We start from the raw sequence: 19,197 nt of genomic DNA on the forward strand, positions 1-19,197 counted from the left end.
AGCCTCGCCGCACGCCCGGTGCACCCGGCCGGCCGGGTGCACCGGAGGCCCGGGAGCCCCGCAGCCCGACGACGCATCCCGACCACCCCGGAGCAGACCTGATGATCACCGTGTCCGACCACCGGTCCGCGAACCGGTTCGAGGCCCACGACGGCGAGACGCTCGCCGGGTTCGCCGCCTACACCCGCACCGCCGAGCTCGTCGCCTTCCTGCACACCGAGGTCGACCCGGCGTTCGAGGGCCACGGGGTGGGCTCCGCGCTGGCCCGCGGTGCGATCGAGGCGGTGCAGGCCGAGGGGCTGCGGGTGCTCGCCGTGTGCCCCTTCGTCTCGGGCTGGCTGGCCCGCCACCCCGAGTACTCCCACCTGGAGTACCGCTCCCGCAGCCGGGTCACGGACTGACCGCGCCCCCGGGTCCGCCCGCGGCCCCGGCGCCTCAGACGGCGTCGTGCGGGATCTTGAACGGCGCGGTGATCCCACCGTCGACGGGCAGCGCCACCCCGGTCACGTAGCGGGCCTCCTCGGAGGCGAGCCACACGACGGCGTTGCTGATGTCGACCGGGTCGACCCAGGAGATCGGCAGCGCATGCATCGCCTTCATGACCGGGGCGGCCATGGCCCGGTCGGCCCCCGGGGCGCCCCCGGTGAACAGGCCGTGGATCGCCGGGTTCTGGATCATGTCGGTGTCGACGTGGGTGGGGTGCACGGTGTTGACCCGGATGCGGCGCGAGCTCGACCGCGAGCACCTTCATCAGGCCCACCAGGCCGTGCTTGGCCGCGCAGTAGTGGGCGAGGTTCGGGAACCCCATCAGCCCGGCGACGGAGCTGGTGAGCACGACCGCCCCGCCGCGGCCGCCGTCGACGATCGCGGGTGCGGCGGCGCGGACGGTCTTCCACGCCCCGGTGAGGTTGATGTCGATCATCTCCTGCCAGGCGTCCTCGGCCATCTCCAGCGCAGGCGCGTAGCTCGCGATGCCGGCGTTGGCCAGGACGATGTCGAGGCGGCCGAACTCGGAGACGGTGTCGGCGACCGCGGCCCGGAGCGCGGACAGGTCGCGGACGTCGGCCCGGACCGCGAGGACCCGCCGGTCGAGGTCCCGGACGAGCTTCACGGTCTGCTCGAGGTCCGCGGGGTCGGCGGCCGGGTAGGGCGCCGAGGCGACGGGGGCGCAGTGGTCGACCAGGACGATGTCGGCGCCCTCCTCGGCGAGCCGGACGGCGTGCGACCGTCCCTGCCCGCGTGCCCCGCCGGTGATCAGCGCGACCCTGCCGGCCAGCCGGCCGCCGGCTCCGGCGCTCACGGCAGGACCCGGTCGATCTCGGGCGCGAGCAGCTCGGCGGCGCGGGCGGCGGTGATGACGTCGGCCGGGTCGGGCCGGCTGACGTCGCGGGACGCGCCGTCCTCGTAGACGTGCTCGCCGATGAGCCGGGCGCGCTCGTCGTAGGGCCAGACGAACGCCAGCGTGCGGCGCAGCAGATACATCTCCTCCGGGTCGTCACCGGCGCGGATGTCGGAGAAGGCGCTCTCCCCCAGCATCGGGGCGGGGACGAAGGCGTTGAACACGACCTCGCCGGAGAAGCCGTGGTCGTTGACCGCGATGTCCTGCTCGGCGACCCACATGACGATCGCGTTGGCCGCCGTCAGCGACTCGTAGAACGCGACCACCTGCTCCATCCCGTCGAGGACGATGGACTGCCCGCCCTCGTGCAGGCGGTACTGCGGGTGCTCGACGGTCATGTCGGGGGCGAGGAGTTCCTTGTAGCGGCCGGCGACCTCCAGCAGCCCGTGCCGCCGGTAGTTCTTGAGGATCGCGCGATGGCGTGGGTTGTCGATGCCCTCCAGCTGCTTCTCCAACCCGGCGAACATGGTCACGAACTCGTGTTCGTAGCGGCTCATGGTGTGGCTCCTGCCGTCGGTGGGACGCCTGGAGCCTCGCCGCGCGGACCGGGGGAGGTCCAGGACATCTGTGGCCGCCGATCGGAACCGGATGGTTATCACCGCAGCTCAGTGGTCCGGACCGACGGTGGCGTGGGACACTTCCAGCGGAGGGAGTCGACGTGGACCTCAACCTGCATCTCGTGCGGTACCTCGCGGCCGTCGCCGACGAGGGACACCTCGGCCGGGCCGCGGCCCGGCTGTACGTCAGCGGGCCTGCGCTGAGCAAGCAGATCCGCACGTTGGAGCGCAAGCTGGGCGCCGAGCTGCTGGACCGCAGCAGGCACCCGCTCGTCCCGACCGAGGCGGGACACCGCTTCCTGGCCGAGGCCCGGGTGGCCCTGGCCGCCGCCGACCGGGCCGTCGCGGCGGTCGAGGCACACCGCCGCACCCTCGCCGGGGTCGTACGGCTGGGGTTCATGACCGCCGTCACCGGGCCCCACACCCGCCGGATCGTCGAGCTGGTGCAGCAGGAGGTCCCGGGTGCGTCCGTGCAGCTGGTCCAGCTGCCGTGGCCCGACCAGGCCGAGGCCGTCCGCGCCGGGACCGTCGACGCCTCGCTGGTCCGCCCGCCCGTCACCGACACCGACGGGCTGCGGCTCGACCTGGTCCGTCTCGAACCGCGTGTCGTCGCGCTCCCGCGCGACCACCGGCTCGCCGGCCGGACGACCGTCGTGCTCGCCGACCTCGACGGGGAGCCGCACGTGTCCGACGACGAGACCGACCAGGACTGGGTGCGGTGGTGGGCCTGCGACCCGCGGCCCAGCGGGGTGCCCGTGACCTACGGCCCCGCCGTGCACACCATGGACGAGCTGCTCGAGGTCGTCGCCGCCGGCGCGGCCGTCGCCATCACCGGCAGCTCCGTGATCGACAGCGTTCGGCACCCGGAGGTCGTGTTCGTCCCGGTCGCCGACGTCGACCCCTGCCCGATCTCGCTCTGCACCCGTAGCGGGGACCGGTCGGGCCTGGTGGAGGCGCTCCGCCGGGCGGTGCGCGCCGTCCGGCCGGCGGACCCGGGTCGGATCCCGGTCATCCCGGCCTCGACGGTGTCGACGCTGCCGCCGACCTAGCCGGCCCGTGTTCGCGAGGAGGAGCAGGTGGCAGGTCGGCGTGGCGGTGTCGCCGGTGACCGGGACCTGGTGATCCATCGTCAGGCCGCATCGGGCCGGGCATGTCCCGGCACGAGGGCGCGGAGGCCGTGAACTCGGCGTGGCCCTTCGTGATCCGGCACGGACCCGCGGGGTGCGCCACGCCCGCGGTCGCCGGCCTCAGTGGGTCAGCGTGAGCAGCCCCTCCAGCCCGCGCCGGAACGCGGCGCCGACGTGGCCCGCCCCGTCGATGTCGGCACCGGCCATGGCCCCGTCGCGCATCATCAGGAAGTGCTGGGCCGCGTGCTCGGGCCGCCCGCGCCCCGGTGCGGAGCCGAAGACCCGGGCGAACAGCTCGGTGAGGGTGGCGACGTACCAGCTGCGGTGTTCGGCCACGACCCGGCGCACGGGGTCCTCGGGGTCGGGGAACTCGGCCGCGGCCTTGAGGAACGCGCATCCCCGGAAGTCCGCACCGGTCAGGTCGTCCACCAGCGCGGTACCGACGGCGCGGACGGCGTCGTCGGGTGCGGCGGCCGAGGCGAGGGCGTCCTGCAGGGCGGCGCGGGTGTGGGCGTCGACGCCGCGCAGGTAGGCGACGACGAGCGCCTCCTTCGAGGGGAAGTGCCGGTAGAACGTGGCGCGCGTGGTCGGGGTCTCGGCGAGGATCCGCTCCACCCCGACCGCCCGGATGCCCTCCCGGTAGAACAGCCCGCTCGCCGTCGCGAGCAGTCGCTCGCGGGCCTCGGAGCGCCCGGCCCCGGACGTCGTGCGTGTCGGTGCAGCCACGGCCCCACGGTAGCAGAAAGAACGATCGGTCTTGCCTCCCGTGGCGTGGGGGTGCATGCTCGGGCCCACAAGGAAGAACGGTCTTTCTCTCTCCAGGAGGCATCATGTCCAGCTCGCCCACGACCGGCCGGCGCACCGCACGGACCCCCCACCCGGGACCGGTCGACGGCACCGTCGCACTGCGGCGCCTGTACCTCGCACGGTTCGCGTTCGCGCTGCTCTGGGCGGCGCTGCTGCTGCTGAACGCGGCCGACATCGGTCCGCTGACCGCGGCGCTGCTGGTGCTCTACCCGCTGGTGGACGTGGCCGCCGCCGCGGTCGACGCCCGCTCCTCGCGCGCGACCGGGGTGGCCCCGGGCCTGTACGCCACGATCGTCCTGGGCGGGCTCGCGGCCGTCGGGCTCGTCGTCGCCCTCGGCTCGGGGGTGCCGGCGGTGCTGCGCGTCTGGGGTGCCTGGGCCGTCGTCGCCGGGGTCGCCCAGCTCGTCGTCGCCCTGCGGCGCCGCGCGGCGGGCGGCCAGGGCGCCATGATCGCGAGCGGGTCCCTCTCGGTCGTCGCGGGCGCCTCGTTCGTGCTGATGGCCTCGGGCGCCGGGGCGTCCCTGAGCGGGGTCGCCGGCTACGCCCTGCTCGGCGGGGTCTTCTTCCTGGTGTCGGCGCTGCGGCTCGGCCGGGCCACGTCCGCGTGACGGTGTCACCCCCGACGTGCCGGTCGTCCGGGTTAGACTCCGGGACATGTCACCGGTTCCTGACGCGTCGGCCGGCGTCGGCCGGGACGCGGGGCCCGCCTTCGACGCGCTCGCCGATCCCGTCCGCCGCCGGATCCTGGCCGTGCTCTCCGAGCACGACGAGTGCAGTGCCGGTGACCTGGCGGACCACATCACCTCGGTCGGCCGGACCGCGGTCTCGACCCATCTGCGGGTGCTGCGCGTCGCGGGCCTGATCACCGAGCGGCGATCCGGGCGGTACCGCTACTGCTCCATCGAGCCCGGTGGCGCGGCCGCCGACGTCATCGCGCTGCTCCGCAGCCTGTTCCAGTCGTCCCTCGGTGAGGTGGCCGCCGCGGTCGAGGCTCGCCCCGCGACGGACCGGGAGGACGTCACCGGATGACCGGCTCCCGCCCGCGCCGGGGCTGACCCCGATGGGGACGATCGCGCTCGCGGTGGAGGAGTTCGCCGCCGCCGATCCGGCCGTCCTCTTCGGGCGTTTCGGGCGCGACCCCGACGCGGGCTGGCTGTTCGGTGCCCTGTGCGACCGGGTCGCGGTGGGCGAGCCGGTCACCCTGCGCGCGCCGATCGCGGGCGGGCCGCCGGTCGACGTGCTCGGCCGGATCAGCGAGCTCCGGGGGCCGCGCACCATCACGATCACCCACGACCAGCCCTGGCGGGGCCGCATCCGGCTGCGGTTCACCGCCGCGCCCGGCGGGACCCGGATCCGGCTGGAGGCCGGGATCGACGAGGGTGGGCTGCAGTGGCTGCTGCGCCGCCGCGGGCACCCGGTCCGCGACCACGCCGTCACCGGACCGCGTATCGGGGTCCTCACCAGCCGGTCCGGCTCCGGTGGGCTGTTCGCCTCGGCCGTCGCGAACGTGGCCGCGCTCGCCGTCGAGGAGATCAACGCCGCGGGCGGTGTCGGCGGCAGCCCGGTGGACCTGCTGGAGGCCGACGACGCCACCGATCCCGGCACCGGGGCGTTGGAGGCGATGCGCCTGGCCGGGGCGGGCTGTCGGACGATCTTCCTGACGACGACCTCGGCGACCTACCACGCCGTGTCGGCCGCCCTGACCGGCCGCGACGTGCTCGTCGTCCACACGAACATGAACGAGGGCGGCGGGGAGTCCCGGCTGCGGATCCGGCTCGGGGAGCGGCCCGCGACCCAGCTCGCGACGGCGGCCGGCCCGGTCATGCGGGCCGCCGGGGGCCGGCGCTGGTTCCTCGCGGGGAACGACTACGTGTGGCCCCGACAGGTCAACGCCGTCGCGCGGCAGGTGCTCCCGGAGCACGGTGCGGTGCTGGTCGGCGAGGGCTACGCCCCGCTCGGGGCCCGGGACTTCGCCCCGCTGGTCGAGCGGATCGCGGCCTCGGGGGCCGACGTCGTGCTCAACACCCTCGTCGGGGCCGACGCCGCCGCGTTCGAGCGCCAGTGCCACGCGATGGGGTTGCGCGACCGGACGGTCAGCCTCGGCCCGGCGATGGACGAGGCGACGCTGGAGCGGGTCGGGCCGCGTGCCGCGGAGGGCATCCACGGGGTGTCCGGCTACTTCCAGCACCTGCAGACCGAGCGCAACGGGACCCTGCTGGAGCGCTACCGCTCGCGCTTCGGGCCGTGGGCCCCGCCGTTGTCGTCGCTCTCGGAGTCGATGTTCGAGGCGATCCACGTATGGGCCGCCGCGGCCCGACGGGTGCGGTCGACCGACCCGGTGCCGGTGGCCGACGAGATCCGGTTCGGTCGGTACGACCTCCCGCGCGGCACCCTGGCGCTCGACGGGCGCCATCACGTCGAGCAGCCGCTGCACCTCGCGGCCGCGCGGGGCGCCACCTTCGGCGCGATGGACGGCGGCGAGGGGCGGTCGTGAAGACCACCGTGTGACGGCCGTGGGTCGAACGGATCAGCGCTCATGTCAACGCGTCTGTATCCATTGACATGAGCAGGCAGCATCCCTAGCTTTCTCGCATCCCCGATGTGAGGAGCACCGCCGATGGCGATCCCACCCCCGACGCCGCCCGCCTGGCGGCCCTGAACGAGCACTACGCGTTCGGCCTGACGGATGCCGAGCTGGCCGAGTTCGGTCCGGCGGTGGCGGCGACGCTCGCCTCCTCCGAGCGGGTCGAGGAGCTCTACCGGGCCACCGCGCCGCAGGCGCCGCAGCGTGAGTGGTCCGAGCCGGCGGACAACCCGCTGGGTGGCTGGTACGTGACGACCTCGGTCCAGGGTGCGGCGGAGGGCCCGTTGGCCGGGCGGACCGTGGCGCTCAAGGACAACATCTCGTTGGCCGGGGTCCCGATGACCAACGGGTCGGCCACGGTCGAGGGGTTCGTCCCGTCCCGTGACGCGACGGTGGCGACCCGGCTGCTCGCGGCCGGCGCGACGATCACCGGCAAGGCGATGTGCGAGGACCTCTGCTTCTCCGGGGCCAGCTTCACCTCCCGGCCGTGGCCGGTGCGCAACCCCTGGGACCCCTCCCGCGCGGCGGGCGGGTCGTCGTCCGGGAGCGCCGCGCTGGTCGGGTCCGGCGCGGTGGACATGGCCGTCGGCGGTGACCAGGGCGGCTCCGTCCGTATGCCGTCGGCCTTCTCGGGCACGGTCGGGCACAAGCCCACCCACGGTCTGGTGCCCTACACCGGCGCGTTCCCGATCGAGGCCACGATCGACCATCTGGGCCCGATCACCCGCACGGTGTCCGACGCGGCGGCGATGCTGGGTGTGATCGCCGGGGTCGACGGGCTCGACGTGCGTCAGCCCACCGAGCTCGACACGGTCGACTACCTCGCGGCGTTGGAGCGGTCGGCGGGCGGGTTGCGGGTCGGGATCGTGACCGAGGGCTTCGCCCGCCCGGAGAGCGACCCGGCCGTCGACGAGGCAGTGCGTGCGGCGATCGGGACCCTGACCGAGGCCGGGTTGGTCGCCGAGGAGATCTCGATCCCCTGGCACCTGGACGCGATGGCGGTCTGGAACGTCATCGGGACCGAGGGTGCCGCGCACCAGATGATCGACGGCAACGCCTACGGCATGAACTACCCCGGCCTGTACGACCCCGAGCTGATCGCGCACTACCACCGCAGGCGCCACGCGCGCGGGTCGGAGCTGTCCAAGACGGTCAAGCTCGTCGGCCTCTCGGGCGGCTACACCTTCGGTCACGGCGGTGGCGCCTACTACGGGATGGCCCGCAACCTGGCCTTCGAGGTGCGTGCGGCCTACGACGCGGCCCTGACCGGCTACGACGTGCTGGTCATGCCGACCGTGCCCTACACCGCGACCGAGCTGCTCGGGCTCGACGCCGGCCTCGACAGCTACCTGCCCGCCGCGCTGGGGATGATCGGGAACTGTGCCCCGTTCGACGTGTCCGGGCACCCCGCGACCTCGGTCCCGGCCGGACTCGTGGACGGACTCCCGACCGGCCTGATGATCGTCGGCCGGCGCTTCGACGACGCGACCGTTCTCCGGGTCGCGCACACCTTCGAGCAGGCCGTCGGCGGCTTCCCCGCCCCACCGGCCCTCACCACCGTGGGAGGACAGCTGTGAACGGAGTCTTCGATCTCGGCGGCACCGACGGGCTGGGCAGGGTCGACAACGACCACATGTCCGAGCCCGTGTTCCGGGCCGAGTGGGAGAAGCGCGCCTTCGCGATGTTCGCGCAGAGCGCCCGCGCCGGGCTGTTCAACGTGGACCAGTTCCGGCACGGCATCGAGAAGATGGACCCCGCCGAGTACCTGATCTCGAACTACTACGAGCACTGGGCACACTCCGTCGAGCACTACGCCGAGGCCGCGGGCCTGCTGGACCCGGCCGAGCTGGAGGCACGGACCCGGTACTACCTGGAGAACCCGGACGCCCCGCTGCCCGAGCGCGAGACCGACACCGAGATCGTCGAGTTCGTCGACTGGGCGGTCACCAACGGGTTCCCGGCCCACCGCGAGTCGGACAAGGTCGCGCAGTTCTCCGTCGGCGACGAGGTCGTCGTCTCCACCGAGAGCCCGTACGGCCACACCCGCCGGGCCCGCTACATCCGCGGTCGCCGCGGCGTCGTCACCGCGTCGCACGGCACGTACCTCTACCCCGACACCGCGGGCAACGGCCTGGGCGACTGCCCCGAGCACCTCTACACCGTCCGCTTCGACGCCACCGAGCTGTGGGGTGCGGAGTACGCGGACCCGAACGGCGCCAACTACTTCGACGTGTGGGAGCCGTACCTCTCGCCCGTCCCGGCCACCCAGGGAGCCTGACCCATGACCGCGAAGCCCACCGACACCCCGCTCCGCACCCAGGAGGAGATCACCGCCCGGGTCAAGGCCCTGGAGGCGCTGCTGATCGAGAAGGGCGTGATGACCACCGCGGCCGTCGACCGTCTCGCCGAGGTCCACGAGAACGAGGTCGGCCCCCAGCTGGGCGCGAAGGTCGTCGCCAAGGCGTGGACCGACCCGGAGTTCAAGGCGCGGCTGCTGGCCGACGCCTCCGCCGCCTGCCGCGAGGTCGGGATCGGCGGACTGCAGGGTGAGGAGATGGTCGCCGTCGAGAACACCGACGACGTCCACCACGTCATCGTCTGCACGCTGTGCTCCTGCTACCCGTGGCCGGTGCTCGGGCTGCCCCCGAACTGGTACAAGGCCCCGCCGTTCCGTGCCCGGATCGTGCGCGAGCCGCGGAAGGTGCTGGCCGAGGACTTCGACCTGCCGTTGCCCGACAGCGTCGAGATCCGGGTGTGGGACTCCAGCTCGGAGCTGCGCTACTGGGTGCTGCCGCAGCGCCCGGCGGGCTCCGAGCACCTGTCGGAGGACGAGCTGGCCGCGCTGGTGACCCGGGACTCGATGATCGGCGTCGGGCAGCCGAAGCCCGTGTTCACCGAGGCGGCGCAGGGATGAGCGCCGGGGTCAGGACCGACGCCACCGAGCTGGGCGACGCCCGCCGCCGGATCGAGAAGCTCGTCTGCGACATGCCCGGTGCGGACAAGCCGTTCTCCGAGCCGTGGGAGCTGCGGGCCTTCGCCATGGCGGTCGCCGCCTACCACGAGGGCCACTACGAGTGGAGCGAGTTCCAGCTCTCCCTCGTCGAGGCGATCCGGGCCTGGGAGAACGGCGACGGCGGCGAGCCGTGGAGCTACTACCTGCACTGGCTGGACGCGCTCGAGCACACGCTGGCCGCGAGCGGGGCCCTGTCGGACTCCGTCGCGCTCGACGACCGCACCCGCCGGGTGCTGGCCACGCCGCGCAACGCGAACCACCACGAGGCACGACGGGAGCCGGTCGCGATCGACCCGGCCCGCTGAACGACGCGTGCGGGGCCGGTCCGTGCTCCCTGCGACCCGGCCCCGCACGTCCTCACCGCATCGTCCCCGACGCCCCGATCGGAGCCGGCACCGTGGATCTCCTGGTCAACCTGGCCGAACGCGCGGTGCTCCGGCACGGCCTCACCACCGCCGCGACGATCGACCGCTGGTACGACCACCACGCCGACGAGGTCGGCCCCCGCGCCGGCGCCCGTGCGGTCGCCCGGATCTGGACCGGGGCCGGGCGGTCCGACACCGCGGACGCGGTCGGTGCCCGGCTCGGCCACTGCGGGTGCGGCCGGGTCTGGCGCACCCACCGCGACACCCCCGGTGTCCGCAACGTGGTGCTCCCCGCCGCGACCGGGTGCAGTGGCTGGCCGGTGCTCGGGGTGCCCCCGAGCTGGTACCGGCCGCGCTCGGAGTACCTGCTCGACGTCGCGGGGGAGACCGGCCCCGGGGTCCGCACCGCGATCTGGTCGGACTCGGCCCGCGTCCACCACCTGGTCGTGCCGTGTGCGCCGGAGCGGTGCGGCGACGGCCCGGCCGACCTGGAGGGACGCGTCAGCCGGGCGGCGCTGCGCGGTCTCGACCCCGCTCCGCCCCCGGCACCGCCGGACGCGCGGTGGGCCCACGGCCTGCCCGGTTACGACCTCGACGAGCGGCTGCTCGACCGGCCGTGGCAGCTCCGCTCGGTGGCACTCGTCCTGGCCGTCGGGACCGACCGCCCGGACCTGCGCCCGTTGCTCGCCGCCGCGGTCCACGCGTCGCCGTCGGCGGAGTTCTACGCCGCATGGCCGGCCGCGGCGGCCGCGGCCGTGCGGGCCGTCACGACGCCGCGCCGATCCGGGGGCATCACAGCGCCGCCAGGAGCATGACGACCATCGCGGCGTCCATCACCCCGTGTGGCACCGCAGCCACCCGCACCGCGGCCAGGTCACGTCCGGCCGGTGCCCCGACGCCCGCCGGGAGCACCCGGGCCGGTGGCCCGACCAGCGCGACGACGACCGTCACGACCAGGTCGAACGCGAACCACACCGCCAGCGCCGCCACGACGACCGCGACCGGGGTGCCGCCGGGCAGGCCGTGCCCGTGCCCGTGACCGTGGGCGGGGTCGTGCCCGAGGAGCACGACCAGCCCCATGGTGGCGAAGGCGAGCAGGTGGTGGACGAGCGCGGCCCGTCGCCCGGGCCCGGCAGGCGGGCGGAGCACGCCCAGGCCGGTCGCGAGGACGCCCACCGCCATCACGGCCAGGACCCACGACCTCGTCGTCGGCCCCCACAGCGGTCCGTGCATCGCGGCCATCGACAGGTTCATGACCACGTGCGCGGCGTCGGACTCCCGGGTCGTCCACACCGTGTCGACCCGCCTGCCGTCGCCCAGGCGTGCGACCCCGACGAGCGACGCCGCGAGCAGCGCCACGACGAGCACCGTCTCGAACGACCCCGTCCCGGACACGGATCGGAGCATAGTTGACACGGCGCCGTATCAACATAACGCTGTCCCCGTCACCCGGTCGACGTCGAGGAGGACGTGATGGCGTGTTGTGTCGCCCTGGCGCTGGTGGTCGCCCACGTACGTGAGCTGTGGTTCCGGCTGCGCCCGTCGGCGGCGCCGCCACCCGTCCCGTTCGCGCCGCCCGCCCGGCGTGCCGCGCCCGGAGCGGTCGCCGGGACGACCCGATGAGCGCCACGGCCCACCCGGCCGGTCCCGCGCCGAGCCGGGGGGACGGCGGCGGGGTCACCGTCCTGCTGCCCGACGTGCCCGCGTTCGGCCCGGTGACCGCGCGCCGGATGCGACGGGCGCTGGCGGTCTACGCGGTGGTGTGACTCGCCGGCTCGCTGCCCGGGTGGCTCGGCGCCGGCCCGGCGCTCACCGCGTTCGGCCACGGTCTGGTCCTGCCGGGCTGGGGCTTCCTGCTCGACGGGGCGTCCGTGGCGGCGGCCGTCGCGCTCGTGACGTTCGTCGTGTCGCTGGCCCTGTGGTGGTACGCGGGCCCGGTCGTGCTCCCGCCGCTGGTCTGGACGGCTGCGGCGGTCGTCGCGGCGCTGACGGTCGCGCCGCGGACCGAGCCGGGCGCGGCGGCCGCCGTGGTCCCCGCGCTCCCGGTCGTCCTGCTGGTCCTCGCGGTCGTCGTCCACCTCGCGCGGCACCGTGTGCAGCACCGGCGGCGGGCGGCACTGAACGCCGAGCTCGCCGCGACACCGTTCGTGATCAGCGGCCCGCCGGACCTCGACACCGGCCCGCCGGTGGCGGAGAGCTCCCCGGAGGACCTGGCGCACCTGCGCTACGCGCTGGACATCGCCCTGCAGCCGCTCGACCGGTTCGACGGGTTCATCGTCCTGGAGCAGTACCGCGAGGGTGCCCTGCGCTACCAGCTCACCTCGCTGGGGACCGGTCTCGGGATGTCGCAGTACACCCGGACCCCCGCCTTCTCCGGCTACCTGGCCGAGGCCCAGCGCAACGCGATCGAGAAGATGCTCGACCGTCGCGTGTGGGGCTACTGGCGGACCGAGAACCTCTGGGGCAACCTCTCGACCTCCCGGGACCCGCTGGCCACCGACGAGAACATCATGCTGACCGGCTGGCACGGCACGATGCTGGGCTTCTACGCCCTGCTGAACGACCGGCGCTACGCCGAGCCGGGCGCGCTGACCTTCCGCTGGTCGCCCGAGGAGGCCTACCCGTACGACCACCACGCCGTCGCCCGGCAGATCCACGACGGCATGGACCGCTCGGACTACACGCTGATCCCCTGCGAGCCGAACTGGGTCTACACCGTCTGCAACGCGTTCGGGATCAACGCGATGCTCGGCCACGACCGGGCGCACGGGAGCACCTACGTCGAGGACCTGCGCGAGCGGCTCCGGTGGTCCTACGAGCACGAGTTCCTGCGTCCCGACGGCCGCATCGTCGGCGTGCGGGCCCGGCACCTCGGTCTGTCGTGGAACTTCTGGACCGGTGCCGCGGTGCAGCTCAACACCGTCTACTGGATGCACCCCGCGTTCCCCGACCTGGCGCAGCGGGCGTGGTGGCAGCTGCGCCGCAACGAGCTCTCGCTGCGCGACGGCCGCCCCGTCCTGCCGCCCCGGGCGTCGAACCGGGTGGACGTCGGCTCCTACCGGCTCGGCCGGGACACCTTCGCCCAGGTCGCGATCACGATGGCCGCCCGGGAGATCGGCGACGACGAGATGGCGATGCCGCGGCCGCGCTGCTCGCGGAGCGGGAGACGGTGGAGGAACGCGACGGGGCGCGCCGCTACGCCGACGCGTCGCCGATGGTGAACTTCTGCGCCGTCCTCGGCCGCTTCGGGCGGCGGCACGCGCTGCGTGACCTGCTGGGGCACGGAGGGGTCCCGCAGGGGTGGCGCACCGGCCCGCGGCTGGCCGACGTGGCCTACCCGGACGTGCTGGTGGCCCGCGCGGTGACCGACGGCCGGGCGCTCGACCTGGTGCTGCGCCCGGGCGCGGGTCCGGTGCGGACGGTGCTCGCCGTCGATCGTCTCGTGCCCGGTGCCGTCCACCGGGTGACCGGGGCGAGGACGGACGAGGTCGTCGCCGACGGGGACGGACGTGCCCTGGTCGAGGTGGACCTCGGCGACCGTCTCGAGGTGCGGCTCTACCCGGCCTGACCTCCGCCCGCGGCGCCGGGGCGCAGCGGGGCGCAGGCGGCCACGCCGATCAGCACGAGCTGGTCGACCAGCGTCTCGTCGCCGATGTCCAGGTCGTCCTGCAGTCGTCGCTCGACGAGTTCGGTGACCCCGGCGACCAGGACCAGCAGGGTCGTCGCGGGATCCTGCCGCCCGGTGCCGGGGGCCGTCAGCTCGGCGGACAGGGCGGCGACGAACCCGTCGAGCGCGGCGTGGCGCCGGGCCCGCAGCGCCGGGTGCGCCTGCGCCTCGACCCACAGCCGGGACCAGCCCCGGTCGGCGGACAGGGTGCTGAGCACCGTGCGTACGGCGGTCCGCACCCGCAGCTCGAAGTCCGGCGGTGCGACGGTCAGCGCCTCGCCCAGCGCGCCTCCCAGTGCCGAGACCGCCTCGTCGAACAGGGCCACCAGCAGGGCGTCCAGGCCCTCGAAGCTCTCGTAGAAGTAGCGCTTCGTCAGCCCGGCCCGCCGGCAGACGGCGTCGATCGACGCGCCGGCGATGCCGCCGTCGGCGATCTGCTCCCGGCCCGCGACGAGCAGGCGCGCCCGCCGCGCGGCCGTCCGGTCCGCGGCACTGACGCCGCGGTGCGGTCGGGTCACGCTGTGGGCCATCGCCGCATCTTGACACGGGGCGGTGTCCGGAAGCATCGTTGAAGTTGACACGAAGCAGTGTCAACTTTTCGGGAACGGAGACCGTCCGATGAGCAGTGCGTCCGGAAGTCCGTCGGCCCCGGCCGGGTCGCGGTGGACGATCGGTGGCGTCGAGCGCCGGCGCATCGCGCGGCTGGACCCGGCGACCGACCACACCGAGATCGCGCGGTCCAGCCTGCAGACCCTGCACGGCGACCGGCGGCTGGTGCTCGGGCTGTTCACCGTGGCGTTCATGAAGCAGGTCGCGGTGCCCGCCATGGCCCGCATCCTGTGGCGGTGTGGCACGGGCGACATCGTGCGCGACACCGCGCTGCGCAACGACGACACCATCCTGTTCTTCGGCCGCTTCCTCGACCTCGGGCCGGACTCGCCGGAGGGCATCGCCTGGATCGAGCGGATGAACGAGATCCACGCGCACTTCCCGATCCGTGACGACGACGCGCTCTACACGCTGAGCACGCTGGCGCTCGACCCGGCGGACATCGCCGCGGAGCTGGGGGCGAACCCCTTCACCCCGGCCGAGCTCGAGGCCCACTGGCAGTTCTGGCGGGCGGTCGCGCAGCGCCAGCGGCTGCGTGACATCCCCGGTTCGCGGGAGCAGATGCGGGCCTGGGCGCGCGACTACGAGCGCCGGGAGTTCGCTCCGAGCGAGGCGGGCCGGGCCGTCGCCGACGCACTGGCCGACGACTTCGCCGCCCGGGTGCTGCCGGCCCCGCTCCGGCCCTACGGGCGGGAGGTCCTGGGGGTCCTCTCCCCGGCGAACCTGCGGGAGACCCACGGTCTGCCCCGCCCGCGGCCCGCGGTCCGGGCGGCGGTGCGCGCGGTCGGGCGCGCCTACCTCGACGGCGTCGTGGTGCGTCCGGTGCGGCTCGACCGGTCCCTGAGCCGGACCTTCGGGCGGCACCGGTGCGCCGGGGCCGACGGGCCCGCGGAGGTCGGCTACCGCAGGCCCGGTGGCCGGGGCGACGAGACGGGGTGACGCGCTGCCGACGGGCCCCGTCGCGCAGCCGCGCCACGGCACCCGGCGCCGGTCGCGGAGGCCCCGGAACGCCCGGGCCGCGGATGGACGGGGTGTGGGGCGGACAGGCCCGGGTAGGCGGGGCCCGACGGCTTCAACCCCGCAGGCCGTGTCCACGACCCCCGAGGGGGTCGCACCCCACAGCCCGACGAGGTGTCATTCCGCGTTCCTGCACGTCCAGCGACTGTTGAACGAGATCGTCCCCGACGAGCCCGACCCCGCCGCGGCGAACGCCCTGCAGGAGGGGCTGGGCGGCCAGTTCGGCGAGATGCGCACGATGATGCAGTACCTGTTCCAGAGCTTCAACTTCCGCGGTCCGGACGGGAAACCCTTCCGCGACCTGCTCTACGGCGTCGGGACCGAGGAGATCGGGCACGTCGAGCTGATCGCCACGACGATCGCCCGGCTCGCCGACGGTTCGCCCCGCTACCGGGGCAGCGTGGACGACGACATGGCCACGCCGGGCGCAGGCGGCGCGACACCGCTGAGCTCGGCGCTGACCGAGGGCAACATCCACCACTACCTGGTGGGGGCGCAGGGCGCGCTGCCGGTCGACGCGCAGGGCGACCCGTGGACGGGCAAGTACGTCTACGACAGCGGCAACCTGCCGCTCAACCTGCTCTACAACCTCATGCTCGAGTCGACCGGCCGGCTGCAGAAGTGCCGGCTCTACGAGATGACGGCGAACAGGACGGCGCGCTCGACGATCGCGTACCTGATCGTCCGCGACCAGGCCCACGAGAACGCCTACGCCAAGGCGCTCGAGGCGCTCGGGGTCAACTGGAACACGCTGCTGCCGATCCCGAAGACGAACGCCGAGAAGTTCCCCGAGGTGGCGGCGCTGCTGGACCAGGGTCTGCAGAGCAAGCAGTACACGTTCAGCCTCGACCAGCTCTCCGAGGCCGGGAAGCTCTACCGCGGCCCGTCGCCGTCGAACGACGGGACGACGCTGTCGACCGCGCAGGCGCCCGACGGCGTCCCGATGGACATCGCCGTCGAGCGCCCGGAGGAGTTCGGGCCGGGTCTCGACCCGGAGCTGCTGGCGATGGTCCAGGCCGTCGCCGAGATGGAGGGTGACGAGCCCACGGGTGAGTGGGGCCGCGTCGGCTGACGCGTCTCCGACCACGACGGGGCGGGAACCGGGGCGCCGGTTCCCGCCCCGTCGTCGTGCGGAACCGCCGACTCGGCGACGGAACCGTATCGTGTGAATAACTGACGCTCGGTGATTGTTCCCCACGATGGTGTTTCCAGGTTGATCCGCGCCCTTTCCCGCCATTACGGTTCTGCTCAGCCGGTTCGGGCTCCCCCCTTTGTCGTCGGGCCGGCACGTGCCCGGATCCGAATGGATCCGTGACTCACCAGGAGAAGACTGTGCAGAAGAAGAAGGCCGGTTTCGTCGCCGCCGTGTCCGCCGTCGCCCTGATCGGCCTGTCGCCGCTGGCGTTCGCCGGCTCGGACAGCGTCATCGACAAGGACGCGAAGGGCCTCGTCGCCGGCGCGAACGGCAACAACGCCCAGGTGCCGGTCCAGGCGTGCAACAACAACGTCCCGGTCAACGTCCTGGGTGTCCAGGTTCCGGTCGAGGACGCCGCTGCGGGCAACGGCCTCACCGGTGCCGCCGGCATCGCGGGCAAGGGCAAGGCCGTGTCGGGCGACTCCGCCACCGACCAGTCCGACACCTGCGGCCAGGAGGCCGGCGCGGGCGACTCGGTCAACTGACCGACTCCTCGTCGCTGACGTGCCCCGGGACCTCGCGGTCCCGGGGCACGTCCGTGTCCGGAGCGGGTGGGACCGCCACCCGCCGTGGCCGCCGTCGGCGGTCCGGGCGCCGCTCCGGGCGGTTCGCCCCGATCGGTTTCGACCCGATCGTGGGAGTATCCGAACGGAAAGTAATTCGGCCACCCGATGGTGGTAAGTCAATTGTTCGGGCCCTCGCGCCCCACTAGTGTTGCGGTAACTAGGTTACTTTACTCACGGGCTGGTTTACGGGATCATGAGCTGTGCCGTTGACTGTGACCGTGGACGTTCCGGCCGCCGACCGCGAGGTGCTGGAGTCCTGGCTGCGTTCCTCGTCGGTTTCGGCGGGACTGGCCCGACGGGGCAGGATCGTGTTGCTGGCCGCGGACGGGGTGGCGGTCAAGGACATCGTCACACTGGTCGGGGCGTCGAAGGCGACGGTGATCGGGTGGAAGAAGCGTTACGCCGCTGAGGGGATCGCCGGGCTGGCCGACCGGCCCAAGGCGGGCCGGCCGCCGGTGATCGACGAGGTCGCGGTCGTGCTCGCCACGCTGGAACCGCCGCCTGAGCGGCTCGGAGTCACGCACTGGTCGTCACGGCTGCTCGGTGCCGAGCTCGGGATCTCCCACGTGTGGATCGGCAAGATTTGGCGGCGGTGGGGGCTGCAGCCGTGGAAGTCCGAGACGTTCAAGTTCTCCACCGATCCCGAGCTCGAAGCCAAGGTCCGCGACATCGTCGGGTTGTATCTGAACCCGCCGGACAAGGCCGTCGTGCTCTGCGTCGACGAGAAATCCCAGGTCCAGGCCCTGGACCGGACAGCGCCGATCCTGCCGATCATGCCCGGTATCCCGGAGAAACGGACGCATGACTACGTCCGTCACGGCACCACCACGCTGTTCGCGGCGTTAGAGGTCGCGACCGGGCGGGTCGAGCAGGCGTGCCTGCCGCGGCATCGCCATCAGGAGTTCCTGCGGTTCCTCAAGCAGGTCGCGAAGGCCTACCCGCGGCGCAAGCTGCACCTGGTGGTGGACAACTACGCGACCCACAAGCACCCCGCAGTGAAGGCCTGGCTGGCCCGCAACCCGCGGATCACCCTGCACTTCACCCCGACCTCGGGATCGTGGCTGAACATGGTCGAGGTCTTTTTCGGGGTCATCACCCGCCAGGCCATTCGCCGTGGCAGCTTCGGCAGCGTCAGAGAACTGATCGGCGCGATCGGCCGGTTCATCGACGGCTGGAACGAACGCTGCCACCCGTTCATCTGGACCAAACCCGCAGACCACCTACTCAACCACTGCCGACCCGGTCAAAGAACATCGTTTACGCGACACTAGATTCACAGCCAGTCGGCACGGGCTCCCCCCTTTTTTTGTCAGCGTGCCGTCATGGAACGGGGCCTTCACCACGGCCCTGAGACCTCATCAGGAGAAGAACTGTGCTGAAGAAGGCCGGAATCATCGTCGCGGCGTCCGCCGCGTCCCTGCTCGCCGTCTCCCCGCTGGCGTTCGCCGGCGACTACGCGGGCGACTCCGCCAAGGACGGCAAGCACCACGGCTCGCACGAGTCGGGCCACATCGACAAGGACGCCAAGGGCCTGGTCTCCGGCCTGAACGGCAACAACGTCAACGTGCCGATCCAGATCTGCAACAACAACATCCCGGTCAACGTGCTGGGCGTGCAGGTCCCGGTCGAGGACGCGAACCTGCTCAGCGGCGTCACCGGTGCCCTCGGCATCGGCGGCAAGGCGAAGGCCGCCTCCGGCGACTCGGTCACCGACCAGTCCGACAGCTGCGGCCAGTCCTCCGGCGCGGGCGACTCGGTCAACTGACCTCTGCCGCACCTCGACGTGCCCCGGGACCGCCGACGGTCCCGGGGCACCGTCGTGTCCGGGGTCAGCCCGCGGCCCGTCGCGCCTCGCTCCGGGTGCGCGCCTGCGCCCAGCGGCGGTGCTCGATGTCGGTGGACGGCGTCAGCTCCGGGACCGGGACCGGGACCGGACGCCGGTGCTCGTCCATCGCGACCATGGTGAAGTAGCAGCTGTTGGCGTGCCGCCGGGTCCGCTCGGTGATGTTCTCCGTCGTGACCCGGATACCGATCTCCATCGAGCTGCGCCCGGTGTAGTTCACCGACGCCTGGAACGTGACGAGCTCACCGATGTAGATCGGCTCGCGGAAGCGCACCCGGTCCACCGACAGCGTCACCACGTAGGTCTGCGCCCAGCGGCTCGCGCAGGAGAACGCGACCTGGTCGAGCAGCTTGAGGATCGCGCCGCCGTGGACGTTGCCGGAGAAGTTCGCCATGTCCGGCGTCATCAGCACGGTCATCGCCAGGTGGTGGCGCGGCAGCTCGTCGGG

The 19,197-nt window shown here is 73.2% G+C and carries 24 protein-coding genes and 1 pseudogene; 19 read left to right on the plus strand and 6 right to left on the minus strand.

Annotation, left to right across the window (positions count from 1 at the left end):
• The first annotated feature begins 101 nt into the window (after positions 1-101).
• Positions 102-401, plus strand: coding sequence for a GNAT family N-acetyltransferase (locus KPF47_RS06825; protein ID WP_374108803.1), 300 nt, complete (start codon positions 102-104; stop codon positions 399-401).
• 34 nt (positions 402-435) lie between these two features.
• On the opposite strand, the pseudogene KPF47_RS40750 reads toward KPF47_RS06825, so the two are convergent.
• Together KPF47_RS40750 and KPF47_RS06835 are read right to left on the minus strand one after the other, a co-directional pair.
• A pseudogene (locus KPF47_RS40750) lies at positions 436-1,276 on the minus strand (mycofactocin-coupled SDR family oxidoreductase).
• A gap of 20 nt (positions 1,277-1,296) precedes the next feature.
• Positions 1,297-1,896: a hypothetical protein gene (locus KPF47_RS06835; protein ID WP_224387676.1), complete on the minus strand. Its 600-nt coding sequence runs from the start codon at positions 1,894-1,896 to the stop codon at positions 1,297-1,299.
• 161 nt (positions 1,897-2,057) lie between these two features.
• On the opposite strand from KPF47_RS06835, the gene KPF47_RS06840 reads away from it, so the two are divergent.
• Complete coding sequence (locus KPF47_RS06840) at positions 2,058-3,005, plus strand: LysR family transcriptional regulator (protein WP_224387677.1); 948 nt, start codon at positions 2,058-2,060, stop codon at positions 3,003-3,005.
• Positions 3,006-3,203: 198 nt separating this feature from the next.
• Here the strand turns inward: KPF47_RS06840 and KPF47_RS06845 are convergent, their stop codons facing one another.
• Entirely contained in the window at positions 3,204-3,809 is a 606-nt protein-coding gene (locus tag KPF47_RS06845; protein WP_224387678.1) for a TetR/AcrR family transcriptional regulator, read from the minus strand.
• A 104-nt stretch (positions 3,810-3,913) separates the two neighbouring features.
• On the opposite strand from KPF47_RS06845, the gene KPF47_RS06850 reads away from it, so the two are divergent.
• The 8 genes from KPF47_RS06850 (at position 3,914) to KPF47_RS06885 (ending at position 10,667) form a co-directional block, all read left to right on the plus strand.
• Positions 3,914-4,498 carry a hypothetical protein gene (locus KPF47_RS06850; protein ID WP_224387679.1) on the plus strand — a complete coding sequence of 195 codons (585 nt, stop codon included), beginning with the start codon at positions 3,914-3,916 and terminating at the stop codon, positions 4,496-4,498.
• A gap of 46 nt (positions 4,499-4,544) precedes the next feature.
• Entirely contained in the window at positions 4,545-4,919 is a 375-nt protein-coding gene (locus KPF47_RS06855; RefSeq protein WP_224387680.1) for a helix-turn-helix transcriptional regulator, read from the plus strand.
• Between the two features lie 31 nt (positions 4,920-4,950).
• Positions 4,951-6,384 carry a substrate-binding protein gene (locus tag KPF47_RS06860; RefSeq protein ID WP_224387681.1) on the plus strand — a complete coding sequence of 478 codons (1,434 nt, stop codon included), beginning with the start codon at positions 4,951-4,953 and terminating at the stop codon, positions 6,382-6,384.
• Between the two features lie 107 nt (positions 6,385-6,491).
• Positions 6,492-8,051, plus strand: a complete 1,560-nt coding sequence (locus KPF47_RS06865) for an amidase (RefSeq protein ID WP_224387682.1) — start codon at positions 6,492-6,494, stop codon at positions 8,049-8,051.
• A complete protein-coding gene (gene nthB, locus KPF47_RS06870) occupies positions 8,048-8,752 on the plus strand; it encodes a nitrile hydratase subunit beta (RefSeq protein WP_224387683.1) in 705 nt (234 codons plus the stop codon). Before KPF47_RS06865 ends, nthB begins: the two co-directional genes overlap by 4 nt.
• Before the next feature lie 3 nt (positions 8,753-8,755).
• Positions 8,756-9,388 (plus strand): nitrile hydratase subunit alpha, encoded by a 633-nt coding sequence (nthA, locus tag KPF47_RS06875; protein ID WP_224387684.1) that lies wholly within the window; start codon positions 8,756-8,758, stop codon positions 9,386-9,388.
• Positions 9,385-9,792 (plus strand): nitrile hydratase accessory protein, encoded by a 408-nt coding sequence (locus KPF47_RS06880; RefSeq protein WP_224387685.1) that lies wholly within the window; start codon positions 9,385-9,387, stop codon positions 9,790-9,792. The genes nthA and KPF47_RS06880 overlap by 4 nt, the downstream gene beginning before the upstream one ends.
• A gap of 92 nt (positions 9,793-9,884) precedes the next feature.
• The gene (locus KPF47_RS06885) at positions 9,885-10,667 is read left to right on the plus strand and encodes a nitrile hydratase subunit alpha (RefSeq protein ID WP_224387686.1); all 783 of its coding nucleotides are present in this window, start codon (positions 9,885-9,887) and stop codon (positions 10,665-10,667) included.
• On the opposite strand, the gene KPF47_RS06890 is transcribed toward KPF47_RS06885, so the two are convergent.
• Entirely contained in the window at positions 10,645-11,247 is a 603-nt protein-coding gene (locus KPF47_RS06890) for a DUF5134 domain-containing protein (protein ID WP_224387687.1), read from the minus strand. The two genes, KPF47_RS06885 and KPF47_RS06890, sit on opposite strands and share 23 nt — an antisense overlap.
• 78 nt (positions 11,248-11,325) lie before the next feature.
• On the opposite strand from KPF47_RS06890, the gene KPF47_RS06895 reads away from it, so the two are divergent.
• The 4 genes from KPF47_RS06895 to KPF47_RS06910 all read left to right on the plus strand — a co-directional run bounded on the left by KPF47_RS06895 (position 11,326) and on the right by KPF47_RS06910 (position 13,420).
• Positions 11,326-11,475 carry a hypothetical protein gene (locus KPF47_RS06895; RefSeq protein WP_224387688.1) on the plus strand — a complete coding sequence of 50 codons (150 nt, stop codon included), beginning with the start codon at positions 11,326-11,328 and terminating at the stop codon, positions 11,473-11,475.
• Positions 11,472-11,618, plus strand: coding sequence for a hypothetical protein (locus KPF47_RS06900; RefSeq protein ID WP_224387689.1), 147 nt, complete (start codon positions 11,472-11,474; stop codon positions 11,616-11,618). Before KPF47_RS06895 ends, KPF47_RS06900 begins: the two co-directional genes overlap by 4 nt.
• A 105-nt stretch (positions 11,619-11,723) precedes the next feature.
• The gene (locus KPF47_RS06905) at positions 11,724-13,073 is read left to right on the plus strand and encodes a hypothetical protein (RefSeq protein WP_224387690.1); all 1,350 of its coding nucleotides are present in this window, start codon (positions 11,724-11,726) and stop codon (positions 13,071-13,073) included.
• Positions 13,022-13,420, plus strand: a complete 399-nt coding sequence (locus KPF47_RS06910; RefSeq protein WP_224387691.1) for a hypothetical protein — start codon at positions 13,022-13,024, stop codon at positions 13,418-13,420. The genes KPF47_RS06905 and KPF47_RS06910 overlap by 52 nt, the downstream gene beginning before the upstream one ends.
• On the opposite strand, the gene KPF47_RS06915 is transcribed toward KPF47_RS06910, so the two are convergent.
• Positions 13,408-14,049, minus strand: a complete 642-nt coding sequence (locus KPF47_RS06915; RefSeq protein WP_224387692.1) for a TetR/AcrR family transcriptional regulator — start codon at positions 14,047-14,049, stop codon at positions 13,408-13,410. The genes KPF47_RS06910 and KPF47_RS06915 overlap by 13 nt on opposite strands.
• An 88-nt stretch (positions 14,050-14,137) precedes the next feature.
• On the opposite strand from KPF47_RS06915, the gene KPF47_RS06920 reads away from it, so the two are divergent.
• From KPF47_RS06920 to KPF47_RS06940, 5 genes are all read left to right on the plus strand, one after another.
• Positions 14,138-15,067 (plus strand): oxygenase MpaB family protein, encoded by a 930-nt coding sequence (locus tag KPF47_RS06920; RefSeq protein ID WP_224387693.1) that lies wholly within the window; start codon positions 14,138-14,140, stop codon positions 15,065-15,067.
• 148 nt (positions 15,068-15,215) lie between these two features.
• On the plus strand, positions 15,216-16,217 hold the full coding sequence (locus KPF47_RS06925; protein ID WP_224387694.1) for a manganese catalase family protein: 1,002 nt from the start codon (positions 15,216-15,218) through the stop codon (positions 16,215-16,217).
• 260 nt (positions 16,218-16,477) lie between these two features.
• The gene (locus tag KPF47_RS06930) at positions 16,478-16,825 is read left to right on the plus strand and encodes a hypothetical protein (RefSeq protein WP_062398646.1); all 348 of its coding nucleotides are present in this window, start codon (positions 16,478-16,480) and stop codon (positions 16,823-16,825) included.
• 287 nt (positions 16,826-17,112) lie between these two features.
• Positions 17,113-18,177: an IS630 family transposase gene (locus KPF47_RS06935; RefSeq protein ID WP_255658826.1), complete on the plus strand. Its 1,065-nt coding sequence runs from the start codon at positions 17,113-17,115 to the stop codon at positions 18,175-18,177.
• A 101-nt stretch (positions 18,178-18,278) separates the two neighbouring features.
• Positions 18,279-18,671, plus strand: coding sequence for a hypothetical protein (locus KPF47_RS06940; RefSeq protein ID WP_224387695.1), 393 nt, complete (start codon positions 18,279-18,281; stop codon positions 18,669-18,671).
• Positions 18,672-18,735: 64 nt separating this feature from the next.
• On the opposite strand, the gene KPF47_RS06945 is transcribed toward KPF47_RS06940, so the two are convergent.
• Positions 18,736-19,167, minus strand: coding sequence for an acyl-CoA thioesterase (locus tag KPF47_RS06945; protein ID WP_374108811.1), 432 nt, complete (start codon positions 19,165-19,167; stop codon positions 18,736-18,738).
• Positions 19,168-19,197 lie beyond the last annotated feature (30 nt).

Origin of the sequence: Pseudonocardia sp. ICBG1293, assembly GCF_020131355.1 — a bacterium.
Classification (GTDB): Bacteria; Actinomycetota; Actinomycetes; order Mycobacteriales; family Pseudonocardiaceae; genus Pseudonocardia.

Coding starts and splice junctions, on each gene's coding strand:
- KPF47_RS06860 (WP_224387681.1), top strand. CDS start 4,951: ATGGGGACGATCGCGCTCGCGGTGGAGGAGTTCGCCGCCGCCGATCCG.
- KPF47_RS06825 (WP_374108803.1), top strand. CDS start 102: ATGATCACCGTGTCCGACCACCGGTCCGCGAACCGGTTCGAGGCCCAC.
- KPF47_RS06835 (WP_224387676.1), bottom strand. CDS start 1,896: ATGAGCCGCTACGAACACGAGTTCGTGACCATGTTCGCCGGGTTGGAG.
- KPF47_RS06855 (WP_224387680.1), top strand. CDS start 4,545: ATGTCACCGGTTCCTGACGCGTCGGCCGGCGTCGGCCGGGACGCGGGG.
- KPF47_RS06880 (WP_224387685.1), top strand. CDS start 9,385: ATGAGCGCCGGGGTCAGGACCGACGCCACCGAGCTGGGCGACGCCCGC.
- KPF47_RS06915 (WP_224387692.1), bottom strand. CDS start 14,049: ATGGCCCACAGCGTGACCCGACCGCACCGCGGCGTCAGTGCCGCGGAC.
- KPF47_RS06945 (WP_374108811.1), bottom strand. CDS start 19,167: ATGACCGTGCTGATGACGCCGGACATGGCGAACTTCTCCGGCAACGTC.
- KPF47_RS06920 (WP_224387693.1), top strand. CDS start 14,138: ATGAGCAGTGCGTCCGGAAGTCCGTCGGCCCCGGCCGGGTCGCGGTGG.
- KPF47_RS06900 (WP_224387689.1), top strand. CDS start 11,472: ATGAGCGCCACGGCCCACCCGGCCGGTCCCGCGCCGAGCCGGGGGGAC.
- KPF47_RS06895 (WP_224387688.1), top strand. CDS start 11,326: ATGGCGTGTTGTGTCGCCCTGGCGCTGGTGGTCGCCCACGTACGTGAG.
- KPF47_RS06850 (WP_224387679.1), top strand. CDS start 3,914: ATGTCCAGCTCGCCCACGACCGGCCGGCGCACCGCACGGACCCCCCAC.
- nthA (WP_224387684.1), top strand. CDS start 8,756: ATGACCGCGAAGCCCACCGACACCCCGCTCCGCACCCAGGAGGAGATC.